Annotated in this window: 14 protein-coding genes; 7 read left to right on the top strand and 7 right to left on the bottom strand. The window is 62.6% G+C overall.

What is annotated here, in order from left to right:
* Window positions 1-4: 4 nt before the first annotated feature.
* Window positions 5-1,309, top strand: a complete 1,305-nt coding sequence (locus M1E02_RS18420; protein WP_479375624.1) for a cation:proton antiporter — start codon at window positions 5-7, stop codon at window positions 1,307-1,309.
* Window positions 1,310-1,353: 44 nt separating this feature from the next.
* Here M1E02_RS18420 and M1E02_RS18415 read toward each other — a convergent pair whose 3' ends face one another.
* From M1E02_RS18415 to M1E02_RS18405, 3 genes are read right to left on the bottom strand one after another with little or no spacing between them, the layout of a single operon-like run.
* Entirely contained in the window at window positions 1,354-2,322 is a 969-nt protein-coding gene (locus M1E02_RS18415) for a carbohydrate ABC transporter permease (protein WP_479375623.1), read from the bottom strand.
* Window positions 2,319-3,305 (bottom strand): carbohydrate ABC transporter permease, encoded by a 987-nt coding sequence (locus M1E02_RS18410; protein WP_479375622.1) that lies wholly within the window; start codon window positions 3,303-3,305, stop codon window positions 2,319-2,321. Before M1E02_RS18410 ends, M1E02_RS18415 begins: the two co-directional genes overlap by 4 nt.
* Window positions 3,306-3,350: 45 nt before the next feature.
* Complete coding sequence (locus tag M1E02_RS18405; protein ID WP_479375621.1) at window positions 3,351-4,685, bottom strand: ABC transporter substrate-binding protein; 1,335 nt, start codon at window positions 4,683-4,685, stop codon at window positions 3,351-3,353.
* A 317-nt stretch (window positions 4,686-5,002) separates the two neighbouring features.
* Between M1E02_RS18405 and M1E02_RS18400 the strand changes: the two genes are divergently transcribed.
* Entirely contained in the window at window positions 5,003-6,871 is a 1,869-nt protein-coding gene (locus M1E02_RS18400) for a D-apionate lactonase family protein (RefSeq protein ID WP_479375620.1), read from the top strand.
* A gap of 3 nt (window positions 6,872-6,874) precedes the next feature.
* Here M1E02_RS18400 and hutG read toward each other — a convergent pair whose 3' ends face one another.
* Window positions 6,875-7,891: a formimidoylglutamase gene (gene hutG, locus M1E02_RS18395; RefSeq protein WP_479375619.1), complete on the bottom strand. Its 1,017-nt coding sequence runs from the start codon at window positions 7,889-7,891 to the stop codon at window positions 6,875-6,877.
* A gap of 85 nt (window positions 7,892-7,976) precedes the next feature.
* Window positions 7,977-9,419: an NCS2 family permease gene (locus tag M1E02_RS18390; protein ID WP_479378217.1), complete on the bottom strand. Its 1,443-nt coding sequence runs from the start codon at window positions 9,417-9,419 to the stop codon at window positions 7,977-7,979.
* Between the two features lie 110 nt (window positions 9,420-9,529).
* Here M1E02_RS18390 and M1E02_RS18385 point away from each other — a divergent pair, with 110 nt between their 5' ends.
* Entirely contained in the window at window positions 9,530-10,195 is a 666-nt protein-coding gene (locus M1E02_RS18385; protein WP_479375618.1) for a copper resistance CopC family protein, read from the top strand.
* Window positions 10,196-10,231: 36 nt separating this feature from the next.
* On the opposite strand, the gene M1E02_RS18380 is transcribed toward M1E02_RS18385, so the two are convergent.
* The gene (locus tag M1E02_RS18380) at window positions 10,232-10,864 is read right to left on the bottom strand and encodes an NAD(P)-binding protein (RefSeq protein ID WP_479378216.1); all 633 of its coding nucleotides are present in this window, start codon (window positions 10,862-10,864) and stop codon (window positions 10,232-10,234) included.
* Between the two features lie 437 nt (window positions 10,865-11,301).
* On the opposite strand from M1E02_RS18380, the gene M1E02_RS18375 reads away from it, so the two are divergent.
* The 4 genes from M1E02_RS18375 (at window position 11,302) to M1E02_RS18360 (ending at window position 15,422) form a co-directional block, all read left to right on the top strand.
* Window positions 11,302-12,333, top strand: a complete 1,032-nt coding sequence (locus M1E02_RS18375) for a universal stress protein (RefSeq protein ID WP_479375617.1) — start codon at window positions 11,302-11,304, stop codon at window positions 12,331-12,333.
* Between the two features lie 134 nt (window positions 12,334-12,467).
* Window positions 12,468-13,550 (top strand): LolA family protein, encoded by a 1,083-nt coding sequence (locus M1E02_RS18370; protein WP_479375616.1) that lies wholly within the window; start codon window positions 12,468-12,470, stop codon window positions 13,548-13,550.
* Window positions 13,547-14,539 (top strand): ABC transporter ATP-binding protein, encoded by a 993-nt coding sequence (locus M1E02_RS18365; protein ID WP_479375615.1) that lies wholly within the window; start codon window positions 13,547-13,549, stop codon window positions 14,537-14,539. The genes M1E02_RS18370 and M1E02_RS18365 overlap by 4 nt, the downstream gene beginning before the upstream one ends.
* On the top strand, window positions 14,529-15,422 hold the full coding sequence (locus M1E02_RS18360; protein WP_479375614.1) for an ABC transporter permease: 894 nt from the start codon (window positions 14,529-14,531) through the stop codon (window positions 15,420-15,422). Before M1E02_RS18365 ends, M1E02_RS18360 begins: the two co-directional genes overlap by 11 nt.
* A gap of 45 nt (window positions 15,423-15,467) precedes the next feature.
* Here the strand turns inward: M1E02_RS18360 and M1E02_RS18355 are convergent, their stop codons facing one another.
* Window positions 15,468-16,883: a C40 family peptidase gene (locus M1E02_RS18355; RefSeq protein WP_479375613.1), complete on the bottom strand. Its 1,416-nt coding sequence runs from the start codon at window positions 16,881-16,883 to the stop codon at window positions 15,468-15,470.
* Window positions 16,884-16,985 lie beyond the last annotated feature (102 nt).

Below are 16,985 nucleotides of genomic sequence, written 5' to 3'. Positions count from 1 at the left end.
GGAGGTGTTTGAGGCTCCAAGCATCATTTTTGCGGCCGCTGGAATCGCCGTTTTTGTCGCTGCCATTGCTCCCAAGCTGCTGCAGAATGCTCCGTTTTCCATGCCCATGGTGTTTCTTGGCTCGGGATTTCTGGCGTTCAGCATCATTCCGGATCTGCCCAACCCTGACCCTGCAGCGAACGGGGAATTCGTCACGCACCTGACCGAAGTCTGCGTCATCATCTCGCTTATGGGTGCAGGCCTTGCGCTGGACCGGCCGTTCGGGAGGTTGAGGTGGGCCACCACGTGGCGCATGCTGGGGATCGCCATGCCCTTGTCCATCCTCGGACTAATGCTTTTAGGCCTCTGGCTCCTGGGGTTAAGCCTGGCGGCCGCCGTCTTGATTGCGGCATGCCTGGCTCCCACGGATCCTGTGCTGGCCTCGGAAGTGCAGGTGGGGGAGCCTGCGGACCAAAAGGAGGATGCTGACAAGGAGGATGAGGTCCGGTTCGGCCTGACATCGGAGGCCGGCCTTAACGACGGGCTTGCGTTTCCCTTCGTGTATCTGGCCATCGCCCTCAGCGTCATGGGCACGTCACCAGAGGCCTGGTTTCCGCAGTGGTTCGGCGTGGATGTGCTGTGGCGCATCGGCGTTGGCCTGGTCCTGGGGTTTGCTGCCGGAAAGGTCTTCGCCCGGATCTTCTTTTCTGCCCGCCACGAAAGTGTGAGGCTGTCGAACCACTCTGAGGGGTTTGTGGCGTTGGCCGCCACTTTCCTCGCCTACGGGGTGACAGAGATGGTGGAAGGCTATGGGTTTATCGCTGTCTTCGTTTGCGCTGTGACCATCAGGGCCGCTGAACACACGCATGGGTACCACCGGATATTGCATGCGTATGTCGAACAGCTCGAGCGGCTGCTGACGGTGGTCATCCTGGTGCTGTTGGGCGGCGCCATAGCCAGGGGCCTCCTGGGCGGAATCGGCTGGCCCGAAGTAGCCTTGGCCGCCTTGTTCCTGTTGCTGGTGCGGCCACTTGCGGGCTGGATCGGCCTCTTAGGAGGAACAACCGGTCCTCGGGAACGCATCGCGATCTCCTTCTTCGGGATCCGGGGGATCGGCTCCCTCTACTACCTCGCTTACGCCCTGGGTAAGGGCGAATTCGGCGGCCAAGCCAGCCAGCTCTGGGCCCTTGTGGGCCTGGTAGTGGCAGCGTCGGTGGTCCTTCATGGAGCCACCACCGCACCGGTGATGAACTGGCTTGACCGCCTTCGCGTTGAGAAGGCCGTGGAGAAGTTTGGCGACGAGGGCGAAGCCCCCCGCACTGCCGTCTGAGGCGACTGCCGTCTAAGGCAGCCGCCGTCGAACGTGGGAACTCCCTACTTGAGGCTGCCCATGGCCACGCCGGAGCGCCAGTAGCGCTGCATGGCGATCATCAGGACCACCATGGGGATGGTGGCCACCAACGAGCCGGTAATCACCATGCCGGTGAGGTCCACCGTGGAGTCCGTGCCACGCTGAAGCCATGAGTACAGGCCTAGCATCACTGGCCATTTGTCAGTTCCGCGCAGAAACACCATCGGGCCGAAGAAGGCGTTCCATGAGCCCACGAAGTGCAGGAGGAAAATGGTGGCACCCGCTGTTGTCAGGAGCCGGAACGCAATCTGGAAGAAGATCCGGTATTCACCCGCGCCGTCGATCCTTGCAGCCTCCAGCAATTCACTGGGCACCGCCCCCTCGGTGTAAATCTTGGCCAGATACACCGCGAAAGGGCTGAAGAAGGCAGGGATAATCATGGCCCAGATGGTGTCGTACATGCCCAACTGCACAAAGAGCAGGTAGGACGGAATGGTCAGCAGGGCTCCCGGAATCAGGAACGAACCGATGATAAAGCCCATGGTGGTTCCCTTGCCCCGGAAGGAGTACATGGCCAGCCCATACCCCGCCGCCAGGGAGATCAGGGTATGCCCGATGGAACCGGCAAAGGCATAGAGGGTGGAGTTCCACATCCACAGTCCGAAGATGCCGTCCTGGTAGGTGAAAAGGGAGTACAGGTTGTCGAACAGGCTGAAGTTGGAGAACCACATGGCGTCAGTGGTGTAGAGGTCTTCCTTGCTTTTGGTTGACGAAACGATCAACCACCACGCAGGACCTATGGAATACAGGGCGAACAGCACTAGCCCGATGATGACCACTACCCGGGAACCGCCACGCTTACCGCTCAGTTCGGACGAGTCATCACCCTCGCGGATTTTCTTCGGACGGGGGCGACGGCGGGACTTGAGGACGGATTTCTGCACCTCTTCTTCGGTTCGAGGTGAGTCGGCTGTAACGGAAGTGAGGGTCATGAGTCGACCTTTTTTGTCAGTCGGTAAATGATCACCGAAGCTACCCCCACCACGGCGGCGAGGATGATGGACTGGGCTGCGGCATAGTTAAGGTTTCCCACCTGGAATGCCTGGTTGTAGATCACCATGCTGGGCGTGAAGTCCTTGGTGATGGTCTCCGGTGAGATGGACCGGAACAGGGTGGGCTCAGCGAAGATCTGCAGCGTTCCGATGATGGACAGGAGTCCCGTCAACACCAGGGACGTCTGGACATAAGGCACTTTGATGGACATCGCGATCCGGAACTCCGAAGCGCCATCCACCCTGGCGGCGTCAAAAATTTCCCGGGGGACAGCCTGCAGTGCTCCGTAGAGGATCAGCATGTTGAAACCGATGGCGCCCCAGAGTGCAAGGTTTCCAATGGACACCCAGATCATCTCACCGCTGAAGAAGTCGACGTCAAGCCCGAAGAAACTCAGGACGGGAGTCAACGGCCCCACCACCGGGCTGTAGAGATAGATCCAGATCATGGTGGCCACGATGCCCGGAATCATGTACGGAACCAGCAGGATCAGGCGGAACCTGTTGGCTATGCGGCGCTGGACGGCATCAATGAGGAGCGCCAGCACCAGGCTGACTACCTGGATCACGGGGACGATCACCACGGCGTAGATGCTCACCCGCAGCATGGACTCCCAAAAGACCACATCCACGAGCCCGCGGGCAAAGTTGTCGAATCCGGCAAAGCTGATGGTCGCCGCCCCGAAGCCCAGGCCGCTGGTCTTGGACGCGTACATGCTCTGGGCCAGACCGACCACCACGGGAAGGATGGTGAAAACCACAAAACCAACAACGAATGGCCAGGTGAACGATGCGCCCTTGATCCGTTGAATGCTGCGCCACGACAAGCGGGGAGACGCGGAGCTTCCTTGTGTCCGTCCCGGCCTTGAAGGCTCCTGCTTTTTGCCGTCTAGGGTATTACGGACTTCTAAACTGGAAGACATCCGCGTCTCCTCTCTGTAGCGGATCTCCGAAGAGAACCGGGGTAGTTACTTGCTGACCTCGTACTTGATGCCCTTGCTGTCAAGGTCCTTGGTGATGAAGGTCTGGACGTTGGCCATGGCCTCCTTCAGGGTTATCTGCTTGGCCATCGCCTTGCCCCACTGGTCCTGCATCTCCGGGAACCAGGCGTCGTAGTTCGGGCCGCGCTCGAACTTGCCGACGGCAGCATTCTGCGCCTTGGAGATGACCTTGCCGACCTCGGCTGCGGGCTGGGCACCGAACATCTTGTCCGGGACTACGTCCTCCGTATAGGTGGAAACGTCAGCGAGGGCGGTGGGAACGCCGATTGCCCCGGTTTTCTTGTTTCTGCCTGCTTCTATGGCTTCCTTGGAGGTGGCGGTCCAGTGGACGTATTCAACGGCAGCGGCGGGGTTTTCGCAGCCGACCGGAACGAATCCGGGATCTGCCATGCCGGAGCTCACAAACTCCTTGGCATCCTTGAACTGAGGAACGTCCACTGCTTCCCACTGTCCGAGGGAGGCCTTGAAGTTGGTCTGGTATCCGGCCATGGACCACCATGCGAGAGGAACCGTGGCAAGCTGGCCACTGTCAAAATAGGAGTACAGGGCGGGCCTGTCCTGGTAGGTCTGGTGGGCTACCAGATCGTTGTCCACCATCTGCTGGATGATGTCCACGGCCTTCATGGTGGAGTCGTCCTGGAGGTTGACTTTCCACTTGTCCCCATCGATCTCGAACCAGCTGGCACCGGCCTGCTGGGACATCTGCAGGAGTGTTGAGGGGTCTTCTCCGGCGAGGTTCATCACCGTGACGCCGTGCTTCTTCAGCTCCTTGCCGGTGGTGACAAACTCTTCCCACGTTTTCGGAACGGCCAGTCCGTGCTTCTCATAAACAGCTTTGTTGGCCATCATGAACGTTGCCGAGGGTCCCGCCGGGAAGCCGAAGAACTTACCCTCAACCTGTGCGGTCGCCTGCGCGCCCTTGCTGTAAACGTCCTTGATGGGGTTGATGTACTCAGTGATGTCCTGGGCCCAACCGTTGACAAGCGTGGTGGCCATGGGTGCGATGCCCCCTATGTAGCAGGGGATGTCCTTCTTCGACTCCATGACGTTCCTGAAGTTCGTCTGGGTGGCTTTGAGGCTGGCCTGAAGAACGTAGTTGACCTTGATCTTGTCCTGGCTGGCGTTGTACGCGGCCACAACGTTCGGCGTGGATTCGGCGTCCCACCCCCACACATCGATCGTTACCGGACCAGCGTCCGCTGTTGGGGCTGCCGGGGCAGCGGCACTGCCGCAACCGCTGACAAGGCCGATTGCTGCGATTGCTGCAGCTACTGAAAGCACCTTCTTGTGTGCTGTTCTCATCTGTTCACTTCCTTGGGATGCAGGTCTTACTTACGCTAAAGGGATGCAAAAATGCTGAGGACAAGGAAATTTCCCAGATCCCGTGAATCAGGACCCTCAACCTCGAGGACCGCTCCCAAAAGCTTTGAGGAAATCGTTATCCTGTGGCCTGATGATGTCATGTGTCGGGGCCCACATTCAAGACGTGGCCAAAAGTTTCCTTTTTTGCCCGCATGTTTCTGCTTCGGCTCCAGGTGTGGCGCCCTGGTCATTTTCTCCCCCACGAATCTTCCCACGCTCCGTTGAGGGCCCGGCCACCTTCGGATAGGGTCAAAGCCATGAGCCTCCCGGACCTGAACCATGCCACGGAACTGCAGAACCGCTTGGCCCCGGAAGTCAGGACATTCGCCGTCGGCAACTGGACGGCAGAGCTTGTGGGGGACGAACTGGCCAACATCACGTATGCCGGCCGTCCTGTACTTCGCGCCATCAAGGGAGTGATCCGGGACCACCAGTGGCGGACGCTTCAGCCGGCAGTCCGCGACCTGGCTTTTTTGGAGGACGACGACGGCGTCACCGTCAGATTCCATGTGGATTATGCCGGCGCGGAAGCCCGCTACGAGGCAATGTTCAAGGTGCGGTTGACCCCGCTCACGGTGGATGTGGAATTCAACGGCAGGGCCAAAACGGCTTTCCGGCGAAACCGGATCGGACTGGTGGTGCTCCACCCCGCGAGCGAATCGGGGCGGGAACTTACTGCTGTTTCGCCGGCCGGCAATGTCTCCACCAGGCGTTTCCCGGAGGACATCAGCCCGGAGCTCATCTTCACCGACATCGCGTCCCTCGAGTGGGCCGACGCTGGAACGGCCTTTGACCTCTCCTTTGCCGGGGATGTTTTCGAAACCGAGGACCAGCGGAACTGGACCGATGCCTCCTTCAAGACCTATAGCACGCCGTCGGCGGACCCTATCCCGGTTGACGTGGAACCAGGCGATACTGTCCGCCAGTCGGTAAGTCTGGAGGCCGCAAGCATTGAGTCCCCGGACATGACGGCTGTATCCCTTCGACCTTCCGTCTCGGTGTTCTCGGTGGGCCCGGCAGTTGGCACCGTCCCACCCCTCGGGGTCTCCGTTGATCCAACAGGCACCCAGGGGGAAGTGGCCGCTGCCCACGCTCAACCGGTGCTGGCACTGGAAGGCCTGGACGCCGTCGTCGTCGAACTTTACGGGCCTTCTGAAGTCCGGACCGCACGGCTCCAGGCGGCCGCCACCGAGGCCGCCATTCACGGCGCCGCGCTGGATGTGCGGATCGTGGCGGAGGACCTGGGAGGGCTGCCCGAGCTGATTGCAGAAGCGGAAAAGCTAAGGCCCGTCCGGCGGCTGGGAATCTTCAGCCCGGACACAGATTGCAGTGACCCGGCTTTGCTCCCCGACCTTAAAAGAACTCTTGAGGCCATGGGCTTCAGTGGCGAAATAGTCGCCGGAACCCGTTCCCACTTCACTGACTTGAACAAGTGGGCCAAGGATGCGGCGGCATTCCGCGATGCAGATGCACTGGCGTACAGCCTCACACCGCAAGCCCACAGCACCGAGATTGCCCACATCGTGGAAACCATCCCCATTCAGCGGCTCACTGCCTTGAACGCCTTGCGCCTTGGTGGGGGAAAGCCGGTTCACATCGGCCCTATCACCCTGAAGCCACGGATTCATGCTCCCGGCCAGGCACCAGATTCCGATGAGCTGCAGGACCACGCCTTTACGGCGGCGTGGACGCTTGGCAGCATCAGCAGCCTGACCCTGGAAGGGGTGGCCTCCATCAGCTACTTCGAAGCCTGGCCTCCCCGCGGGATCCGGACTCCCGATGGCCGCCCGACGCCTGCCGGCGAGCTTTTAGGGCGGTTGGCCAGGTTGAAAGGCGAGGCTGTGCACTCAGTGGGGCAGGACCACTCAGAGGGCAGCCCGGTAACTCTTTACCCTGTTTCCGATGCCTCTGGCTTGTGGTTGTTCGCAGGGAACCTCGGGCCGGAAAACGAGACGGTGCAGGTATCCTTCGCCGAAGGTTTGCCCGCGGGCGCCGGCGCTGCTTCCGCCCGGCTCACGGTGATAGGGGAGCCGGCGGGCTCCGGCGCAAGAATCGAACGGAATGACGACGGCGGTCTCACCTTCGAGCTGGCTCCGTGGTCCACTGCGGTGGTTGAATTTTCCTGAACCTCAGTTCGACAACAGGGTGTTGATGAGCCGTGCTGCCACCCTCGCTGTGCGCTGATCGATGTCCAGAACCGGATTCAGCTCGGCCACATCGAGGTGGAAAAGCTTGCCGCTGGCGGCTACCTGCCGGCAGATGGCTGTGATAACGGCCAGTGGGACGCCGTAGGCGGCGGGTGCGCTGACACCGGGGGCCACGGCGGCAGGCAGTACGTCCAGATCGATGGTGAGGTACACGATGTCCACACCGTCCAGGAACTCCGCCACGAAGTCCCGGGTCCGCTCCACCGAGCAATCCTCATCCAGCAGGTACTTAACTCCCAGCCGCCTGGCGGTGTTGAACAGTGCCCCGGTGTTGTTTGGTTCAGAAATCCCGACGACGGCGTAGTTGAGTTCCCGGTCAGCAGCGGCTTCGGCGTTGGCCATCTGGAGGAACGGGGTTCCCGAGGTGGGTTCCGGATGGTCCCTGAGATCGAAGTGGGCGTCCAGGTTGAGGACTCCGAGCCGTTTGCCCTGGAGTACAGCCGCAGAATGTGCAACGCCAAGGTAGCTGGCGAACGCTGTCTCGTGCCCGCCGCCCAGCACCACGGGGAGGTTGCCGGCGTCGAGCATTGCAGACACTGCCAGTCCTGCGCGGGCCTGCCCGGCCTCCAATCGTGTGCCGTCCACCGCCACGTCGCCGGCGTCGAAGACACGGCGGTTCAGGTGAAAAGCGAGTGAACCCAGGGAAGTCCGGAGGGCAGCCGGAGCGGCGGCAGCACCGAGGCGGCCGTTGTTCCGCCGGACGCCTTCATCGCTGCAAAAACCGAGGATCACTGCGGGACGGCTGTCCGGACTGGCCTGCAAAACCGCTTGGGGGGCAACTCGAGGGCCTGTGGCCGTCCCCGCGGCATCCGGAACCAGAGGCATCCCCGGGTAGGGCTTGACGGCCTGCCACCAGCGGCGGTGTTCCTCTTCTTCGCCGTCGAAACGGCCGGTCCAGGGCTGTGGCGGTACGTCCACAACGAGTGCAGTGAAATCCATACTCCAAGCTCACCTTACGTGGAGCACCAAAACCAGCCGCGCCGCCGTCGCCCTGTCCGGAATACCGGAAACTGCCTTTGGGATCCTAGTGGAGCCCAAGCGCCTGTTCGATGGGGCCGATCGCGAAGAAGAGCAGGAATGCCGCCGCCACAGCCCACATCAGGGGGTGGACTTCCTTGCCGCGGCCCTGGAAGGTGCGGATGAGGACAAACGCGATGAACCCTGCCCCGAGGCCGTTCGCGATGGAGTAGGTGAACGGCATGAGCGTGAAGGTCAAGAAGGCGGGGATTGCGATGCCCCAGTCCTGCCAGTCGATCTTGCCCACCTGGGACACCATCATGAAGCCAACAACCACCAGCGCGGGGGCTACGGCTTCGAACGGAACGAGGTTGATGAGTGGAGTGAAGAACATAGCCACCAGGAACAGGAGGCCCGTGACGATTGAAGCCAGGCCGGTGCGGGCACCTTCGCCGATTCCAGCGCCGGACTCCACATAGATCTGATTGGAGGAGACGGAGGCGCCGCCGCCGGCGATGGCGCCAAGGGCATCCACCATCAGCACCCGATCCACATCAGGGATGTTGCCGTGTTCGTCAACAGTGCCGGCCTCGTTCGCCAGGCCCACCATGGTGCCCATGGCGTCGAAGAAGATGCTTAGCAGGATCACGAACGCCAGCAGGCTTGCGGCCACGAAGCCCAGGTGGTCAAAGGCTCCGAGCGGGTTCGCCTTGCCGATCAGGGACAGGTCAGGTGCCGCCCATTCCGTAAACGTGGGGGCTACCAAGGACCAGCCCTGCGGGTTGACGTTCTTGCCGTCGAAACTTGGTCCGATGTGGAGGGTGAATTCGAGGATCACGGCCAGCACGGTGGAGCTGATGATGCCAATGAGGATTGCACCCTTAGCCTTGCGGACCACAAGCGCAATGGTCAGGATCAGGCCGAAAACGAACACCAGAGTCGGCCAGCCCAGGAGCTTGCCGTCGAAGCCCAGCCCCACTGGCACTGTGGTACCGGCGACGTCCGGGATGCGCCGCACGAAGCCTGCGTTTACCAGGCCGATCAGGGCGATGAACAGGCCGATTCCGACGACGATGGCTGTCTTCAATCCGTCGGGAACCGCTTTGAAGACAGCAGTCCTGAACCCTGTCAGCACCAGGATGAGCATGGTGATGCCCGAGATCACCACGAGGCCCATCACATCCGGCCAGGTCAGCCCCGGGTTGGTGGCCACGGTGACCGCCACGAAGGCATTGACGCCCAGGCCGGTGGCCATGGCGAAGGGATGTTTGGCCCAGGCGCCCATGAGGATGGTCAGGATGCCGGCCACGAACGCGGTGACGGCGGCCACCGCCGGGAAGCCCAGTGTGGCGCCGCTGGAATCTGCTCCGGAGAGAATCAGCGGGTTGAGCACCACGATGTAGCTCATGGCGAAGAACGTGGCAAAGCCGCCTCGGATCTCACGGGACACATTGGAGCCCCGTTCCGAGATCATAAAGTACCGGTCCAGGGCCGAGCCCTGCTTGAGCATGAGACCACCGCGCGTTGAAGTCATGCATTGAATCCTATTAGGGTGCCCGGGGGCCGGCGGACAAATTCGCCTAGTCTGTAAGGAAGCCAACACACAGGAGTTGCCCCCTCATGCGTTCCATCCGCCAGCCGCTGGGAATTATCCTCGGCCTTTGTCTTCTCACCGCCACCATGCTGTTGGGAGCTGTGCCTGCATCAGCCCATGACGCTGCAGAGTCCAGCAGCCCGGCGCAAGGTGCCACCGTTCCAACGCCTCCCGGGCAGGTAGCCATTACCTTCAACAACAATCCGTTGACTCTTGGCTCACAGATTCGCGTGAATGACGCCGCCGGAACGGATTGGGCTGAAGGCGACGTCGAGATCGTGGACAACGTGGTATCCCAAAAGCTCAAAGAGGGGGCCCCGGCAGGGCTGTTTACGGTGGTTTGGCGGGTTGTCAGCTCGGATTCGCATCCCATCGAGGGAAGCTTCACTTTCACGGCGACGTCCGGCGCAACGGGCACAGCTGCTCCAGGATCGGTTTCGACGCCGGCAGTATCGTCCCCGTCGGCGACTCAGGGTGCCGTGCCTACCATTGGAACCGCCCAGCCGGGCGTTACTTCCGCACCGGAAATTGTGGCAGATTCTTCAGAGCCATTTCCGTGGAGCCTGGTGATCTTCGCCGCGGTGGCCCTGGGCCTGCTGGTGACCCTCGCCATCATGGCCAAGCGGCGGCTCGTTCCGTCCAAGGAGGACGAATTTGAGCAGGACGACCAGTTGCCGTCCTCACGGCCCTAGAGGCGCCTCTTTCGGTTCAGGTGAGCGATAACACTTCTAAGCCGGAGAAGGCAATGCGGCGAAGCTGCCGGTCAGGATAGACGGAACCCGGTCCGGGTGAACCTTTGCGGCGATGGCCTGGCCTACTACTTTTGCCTGCCTGAGGACGTCCTTGGGCGTCGGAGCCACCAACTCGCCCACACCCACAAGGTAGATGCCCACCGCGCGCATGGCCGCCGCAAAGTTCTGGCCCATTGTCATTCCCAGCTCGGACAACATCCGGCGGAGCTGGCTTTGACCGCATCGGGTCAGCACGATGTGGTCCGCGAAGAGTACGCCGTCCGCAGTGTGGACCGCCCATTGATGCACCGAACCACCGGCGGTTCCGGTTGCAACCCTGTCCAGCTGCACGGCGAAGGTCTGATTGCGGATGTCCAGGTGATGGCTGGCTGCGTAGTTACGCAGATGCCGGAGGATCTCGTTTCTTTCCTGCCTGCTCCCGGCATCTCCGGCGTCGCAGCGCGGCAGGGAAGCGGTAAGAGGTGAGGAGGGGCCGCCTGCGGAGTCGAGTCCTTCGACAAGAATGGAGGCCACCCCATGACGGCGCAGTTCACTGGCAACGGCCAGTCCGGAGAGACCCGTGCCGATGATCACCGTGGTGGTCTTTTCGGCCCCGTCGTATATAGGCATGCTTGACACTACCGGGATCCTCCTTGATGGTTCGAAATGCGGAGCTGTAGTGTTCCGCACGCGCTCCGTTACCCCCAAAGTGCGGCCGCCTGACTGAACCGGAAGCATGTTCCAAAACACACAACCGCTTCAACAACGCCTCGAAGACTACAGAACTTTTCCGGGTCTGGAAAGGGTTCGCCCAAGATTGGCGGATCTTCCATACGATGGACGCTCCAAGTGAAGAGAGGCGTTCCAACCGCATTGTTTCCGCCGGATTTCCTTCCTGCTTACCCGCCGTTACAGGCTCTTGCCAAGTGTCTGGGAAACGAGAATAGTGAGTTTCAGGAACGGCTTTTCCGAGTGGCTGCAGGTCCACGCACCAGGTGTCATCCGAGGGCGGGATCTTCTGGCAGAATAGCCGGAACATCAGGCAGTATCGCGAGGAGGCGGACCCCATGGCCCGACAACAGATGCACCCGGAATCAGAGGGGGATGACGACGTCGTCTCCCCTCAGGGAATTGTTGTGGGTGTTGACGGATCCGAGCATAGCCAGTGCGCCTTGGTTTGGGCTGCACGTGAAGCGGAACGCCGCCGTCGTCCTTTGCATATTGTGACGGCATACTCAGTGCCCATCTTTGCCGCTTCAGGGTTGGATGGCGGTTACGCCACTGTCGATGATTCGGTCATTCGGGAAGGTGCCGAGGCCATCCTCAAGCAGGCCGTGGACAAGGTGGCTGCGTACGACATTGATGTTGACGCTTCGGTAGAGAACGGCGATGCCTCCGGTGTTCTCCTGGAGATGTCAGAGACGGCGGAGCTCCTGGTGTTCGGCACCCGCGGACGGGGCGGCTTTGTAGGCCGGCTCCTGGGATCGGTCAGCAGTGCGCTGCCCGCACATGCAAAGTGCCCCACGGTTACCGTGCCGCTTGTATGCGCCGCACGCCTGGGCGAAACCACCACGGACAAGCGCGTCCGCGCGGAGCAGCAGAAATCCGGCAGCCAGCCGGTGGAGAACGTGGTTGTGGTGGGGGTGGACGGCTCCGAGCAGGCCCGCGTGGCTGTGCTGGAAGCAGCGGCCCAAGCTGAACGGATGGGAGCCAGGCTGCGCGCCGTATGCGCTGTTCCGCAGTACAGCGGCTCCCTGGCATGGGTTCCCGCACCGATGGACCGTGAGGCCTTGTTCGCCGATATCCGGATCCAGCTGGATGCCGGGGCGGCGTGGCTGCAGAGTCACTATCCCAACCTGTCCCTTGAGACCCAGCTGGTGGATGGAACCCCTGTGGATGTCTTGGTAGAGGCGAGCAGGCACGTGGAGCTTGTGGTGGTGGGAACCCGGGGCAGGGGCGGCTTTGCAGGGATGCTCCTTGGCTCCACGTCCGACGGCGTCCTGCACCACGCGAAGGGACCGGTTTTGGTAGTGCCGGACAAGGACGATCCGCGTCTGGCGGACCGGCCCAAGTTCGGTCCGATGCTCGGTGCTGCCTGAACAAGCTGCCTGAACAAGCTGCCTGAACAAGCTGCCTGAGCAAGCAGCCTGAAACAACGGGGACCAACCCGGCCGCGCCTGACCTTCGAGGCGTAATCTTGAACCATGGGTTGCGACGTTGGATCGGGACTGAAATGAACCGCCGTTTGCTGCGGTGGATGCCTGCCGTGGTGGTGCCGGCAGTCATCGCGGCCGGTGTTGCGGTGGGTTCCTTGCCCGCGAGCGCAGTGGATCCCCTCCCAGCCAAGAGTCCCGCGCAGGTTCTGGCGCTCGTGGCTGAGCACAAGGTGCAGGCCCTCTCCGGGAATGTGCAACAGACCTCCAACCTTGGCCTGCCCGAACTTCCTCAGGCAGGCCCGTCAGCAGCGTCAGCCCGGACGTCCTGGCTTGAGCTCCTTTCCGGGCCCCACACTGCGCGGGTCTACAAAGACGGTCGGGCCAAAATGAGGATCCAAATCCTCGACCGGATGGCCGAGCGGGATCTTGTGCGGAACGGCCGGGAACTCTGGTGGTACAGCTCAAAGGACCAGACGGCCGTTCACGCTATCCTGCCGGAATCCCCTGCGGGGGAGTTCTCGGGGCGAGAGCCTCTGGAGCTTGGGGAACTGACCGACAAGCTGCTGGCAAAGCTTGATCCCAGTACTGACATCTCGGTAGGCCCGGATGTTCAGGTGGCGGGCCGTGCTGCCTACAACCTGGTGCTCACGCCGCGCTCGCAGCAGACCCTGGTGGGTTCTGTGTCCGTAGCTGTGGACGGCGAAAACGGGTTGCCGCTGTCCCTTCAGGTGATGGCGCGCGGTCAAGCGGAGCCAGCATTCTCGCTTGCCTACACCAGCCTTTCCCTTGGGCCCCCTGATCCCGCCCTCTTTGAGTTCACGCCGCCTCCGGGCACCACAGTAAAGGAACTGCAGCCACCGCCGGGTCCCCTGGCTTCTCATCCCGAGCTGGACGGCCACGCCGGCGGGTCCGACGTCGGACGTCCCCAGGTGACCGGCAGCGGATGGGAGACAATTGTCGGATTCCCCGCCGGCAACGATGCCTTTGCCGCAGAAGGACTCCTGGCCACGGAGCCGCTGCTCCAGCAGGCTACGGTTACTGTTCCAGGCGGAAAGGTCCTGTCCACGTCCCTGCTGAACGTCCTGCTTACCGATGACGGCCGGATCTTCGCTGGTGCAGTTCCGGTGGAAATGCTGCAGGCTGCAGCCACGCCAAGGTGACGGGTGCCAGCACGGCTGACGGCCTTGCCATCGCGGCCAAGGGGCTGAGCAAGCGGTTCGGCCACCAGCTGGCCGTGAATAACATCGATCTCGCCGTGCCCAGGGGATCGGTGTTCGGATTCCTCGGCCCAAACGGTTCCGGAAAGACCACCACCATCCGTATGGTGCTCGGACTCGCCGCCGCCTCCGAAGGGACCATCAGCGTGCTGGGTCAGGAGATGCCGCGGCAACTGCAGGACGTGCTGCCACGGGTTGGCGCCCTGGTGGAGGGTCCCGCCTTCTACCCTTTTCTTTCCGGCGCGGCTAATCTGCACCGCTTCGATGCGGCCGATCCGCATTCCGTCCGAGGGACCCGGGAAGTGCGTGTCCAGGTGGCGCTCCAGCGGGTAGGGCTGACCCATGCGGCGGGTAAGAAAGTCCGCGCCTATTCCCTGGGGATGAAGCAGCGCCTTGGCATCGCCAATGCGCTGCTGTCTCCCCGTGAACTCCTGGTGCTGGATGAACCCACCAATGGCCTGGATCCCCAGGGCACAAGGGAAGTGAGGCACCTGGTCCGCTCACTGGCAGCCGATGGCGCCACCGTGTTCGTCTCCAGCCATCTCCTCGCCGAAGTTGAACAGATCTGCACGCACGCTGCGGTGATGAGCGCGGGCAGCCTGGTGGCGCAGGGGACCTTGGCCTCCTTGCGCCAGTCCGGCGGCCGAACGCTTCGTTTATTAACGCCCGACGCCGGAACCGCCTCTGCCGTGCTCTTGCGGTTGGGTATTACTCCGGTTACTGACGGCGCAACCCGTGCGAGCGGGGTGCTGACGGCGGCACTTCCGGCCCCGGACGGCATGGCTGCTCCTGACGGTGTGGTGGCTCCGGAGGACATTGTGGCTGCCTTGGTCGATGCCGGAGTGCGGGTCAGAGGATTTGCTGTTGAGCAAGGAAGCCTCGAGGACCGCTTTGTGGCGCTGACGGGGGAGGGGTTCGACATTGCCCAGTGACAGCCTGCCCAATGGGGTGACCGGGGGGTCCGGCAGTGCGCAACAGGCCAGTGGCAGAGGCAGGGGCTCGTCGGCGTGGTCCCTCCTGGCGTCCGAATTGATTGTCCTGTTCCGTCGTCGGCGGACGTGGGCCATGCTGGTGGCGCTGGCAGCTATCCCGATTCTGATCGCCGTAGCGGTGCGGCTTTCTTCAGCTGTGCCGCCGGGCCGTGGCCCCGCGTTCCTTGACAGGATTACTCAGAACGGGCTCTTTGTCGGGGTTACGGGAATGTTGGTGTCCATCCCGCTCTTCCTACCCCTTACCGTGGGGGTGGTGGCGGGCGATACGGTAGCCGGGGAAGCCGGGCTCGGCACGCTGCGCTACCTCTTGGTGGCTCCGGCAGGACGGGTCAAGCTCCTGCTGGTCAAGTACACCGGCGCAGTAGTTTTCTGCGTTGTCGCGCCCCTTGTGATTGCCCTTACCGGTGCGGCAATCGGTGCGGCTTTGTTCCCGGTTGGCCGGGTGACTCTGCTCTCCGGGGATACCATCGCTCCCGGCGAGGCGGTGGTGAGGCTGATCCTGATTGCTGCCTACATCGCGGTTTCCTTGTTGGGTTTCTCTGCGATCGGCCTCTTCATGTCCACCTTGACCGATGTCCCGGTAGGTGCCATGGCAGCGACCGTGGTGCTGTCCGTGGTTTCCCAGGTGCTGGACGCTTTGCCCCAGCTTGAGTGGCTGCATCCGTGGCTGTTCAGCCACTACTGGCTGGGCTTTTCGGAACTGCTTCGCCAGCCCATCGGATGGGACTCCTTTGCCAGCAACGCCTGGCTGCAGGCAGGCTACGTGGCTGTCTTCGGTGCCCTCGCTTACAGCCGGTTCGTGACCAAGGACATCCTGTCATAGCGCCCTACGCGCCGGGCAGGCAATGCCGGTGTTCCAGGAACGGTGTCAGTACCGGGCAGCGTAGGGGTACAGCTGCATTCCGGCCATCCAGCTCAAAGGGGTGACCTCTATCCCGGCCTGTTGGTTCAAGGCCTGCACCACCTGCCCGTTGCCCAGGTAGATGGCTACGTGGCTGAAGTCCGACGGCGAACCCCACACCAGCAGATCGCCGGGTTGTGCCTGCGCGAGAGGAACCCGGACGGGGGCCTGGGCAAACTGCTGCGCCGCGGTCCGAGGCAAATACTTTCCAGCTGCCGCGAAGGAGTTCTGCACAAAACCTGAACAATCGAAACCCAAGGGCCCCGTGCCGCCGTATTCGTAGAAGTACGGTGCGCCGACTTTCCCCATGGCCGCGGAGGTCGCAGCCTGGTTGCCGCCTACCCCTGGTGACGGGGCCGGTGCTGGCCCAGGGGCTGGTCCGGGAGGAGATGGAGGAGCGGGTGCCACGGGAGGAGCAGGGGCAGGTGCCGGCGGGGTGTTTGGAGGGGCTGGAGCAGGCGCAGGGGCAGGGCCCGGAGCCTGCGGAGCCGCTGGAGGAGGCCCTGACACAGCGGGAGATTCTGGGGCCTTCTGTTGGCTGGCGGCGGTAACGGCAGCCAATTGCTCCTGCTGGCGTTGCCGCTCCATCGCCTCAACCCGGGCGGACTCAAGCGCTTCTGTGGTGTTCTTCAGGGTGGCCAGCTGGCTGACCAGTACGGTGCGCTGAGCCTTGGCGTCGGCCATGCTCTTCATCAGCGCAGCATTGGCTTGGTCGGCTTCGGACTTCCGGACCTCAGCAGTCCGGGCCGCCTCTTCGGCGGCCTTATTCGCTTCCTGTGCGGCTGCGGTCAAGGACTCCGCGGCCGCTGCGGCTGTTTCTGCGGATTCGAAGGCGCGGCTGCGGTCAGCCGAGATTGCCTCGAGGGTGGCAGCCTGTTGCAGGCTCTCGCCGCTCCCCGAGAGCACGGTGCTCAGGGCAGGGTTGAGCCCGCCATTCCGGTAGAGATCCGCCGCGATCTGGCCTACCTGCTTACGGGTTTTCTGCTGTTCAGTGCCTGCGGCCGCGGCTTTGGCGGAGGCAAGGTTTGCGGTTTCTTGGCGGGTGCGGAGCTCTACCAGCGCGTCACCGTAGGCGTTGTTGGCGCGCATGGAAGCCGCGGCGGTCAAGTCCTGCTCAGCTGCGGTCGCAGCAAGGATCCGGTCGATCCTGGCGACCTCATCCGCCGTCGCACTTTCACTGGCCTTGGCGGCTGCGATCTCCTCGGGCGACGGGATTTCAGGCGCGGCCGGGAGAGTCGCCGGGAACCGTCCCGCAGCCTGGACCGCCGTTGTTGGTGCTGCCGCTACTGTCGGTGCAGCCGCTGCAGGCAATGTGGCCGAAAAGAGGAGCGCGACGGCGCTGCACAGCATGGCGGATCTTCGGGTGGAACGGGTCCAAGCCATGGGCAAACCTCGTGGTGTCGGGCTGTAGCGAACGAGGTGCAGGTTCTGCGCGCAGAAAGTCCCTCGGCGAAAGGTGCAGCAAACCCGAGGGTACGTGTTCTA

This window comes from Arthrobacter sp. Z5-13 (genome assembly GCF_056499105.1).
The sequence above is the reverse complement of the archived record's forward strand: the minus strand, read 5'-3'. Positions and strand labels throughout refer to the sequence as shown.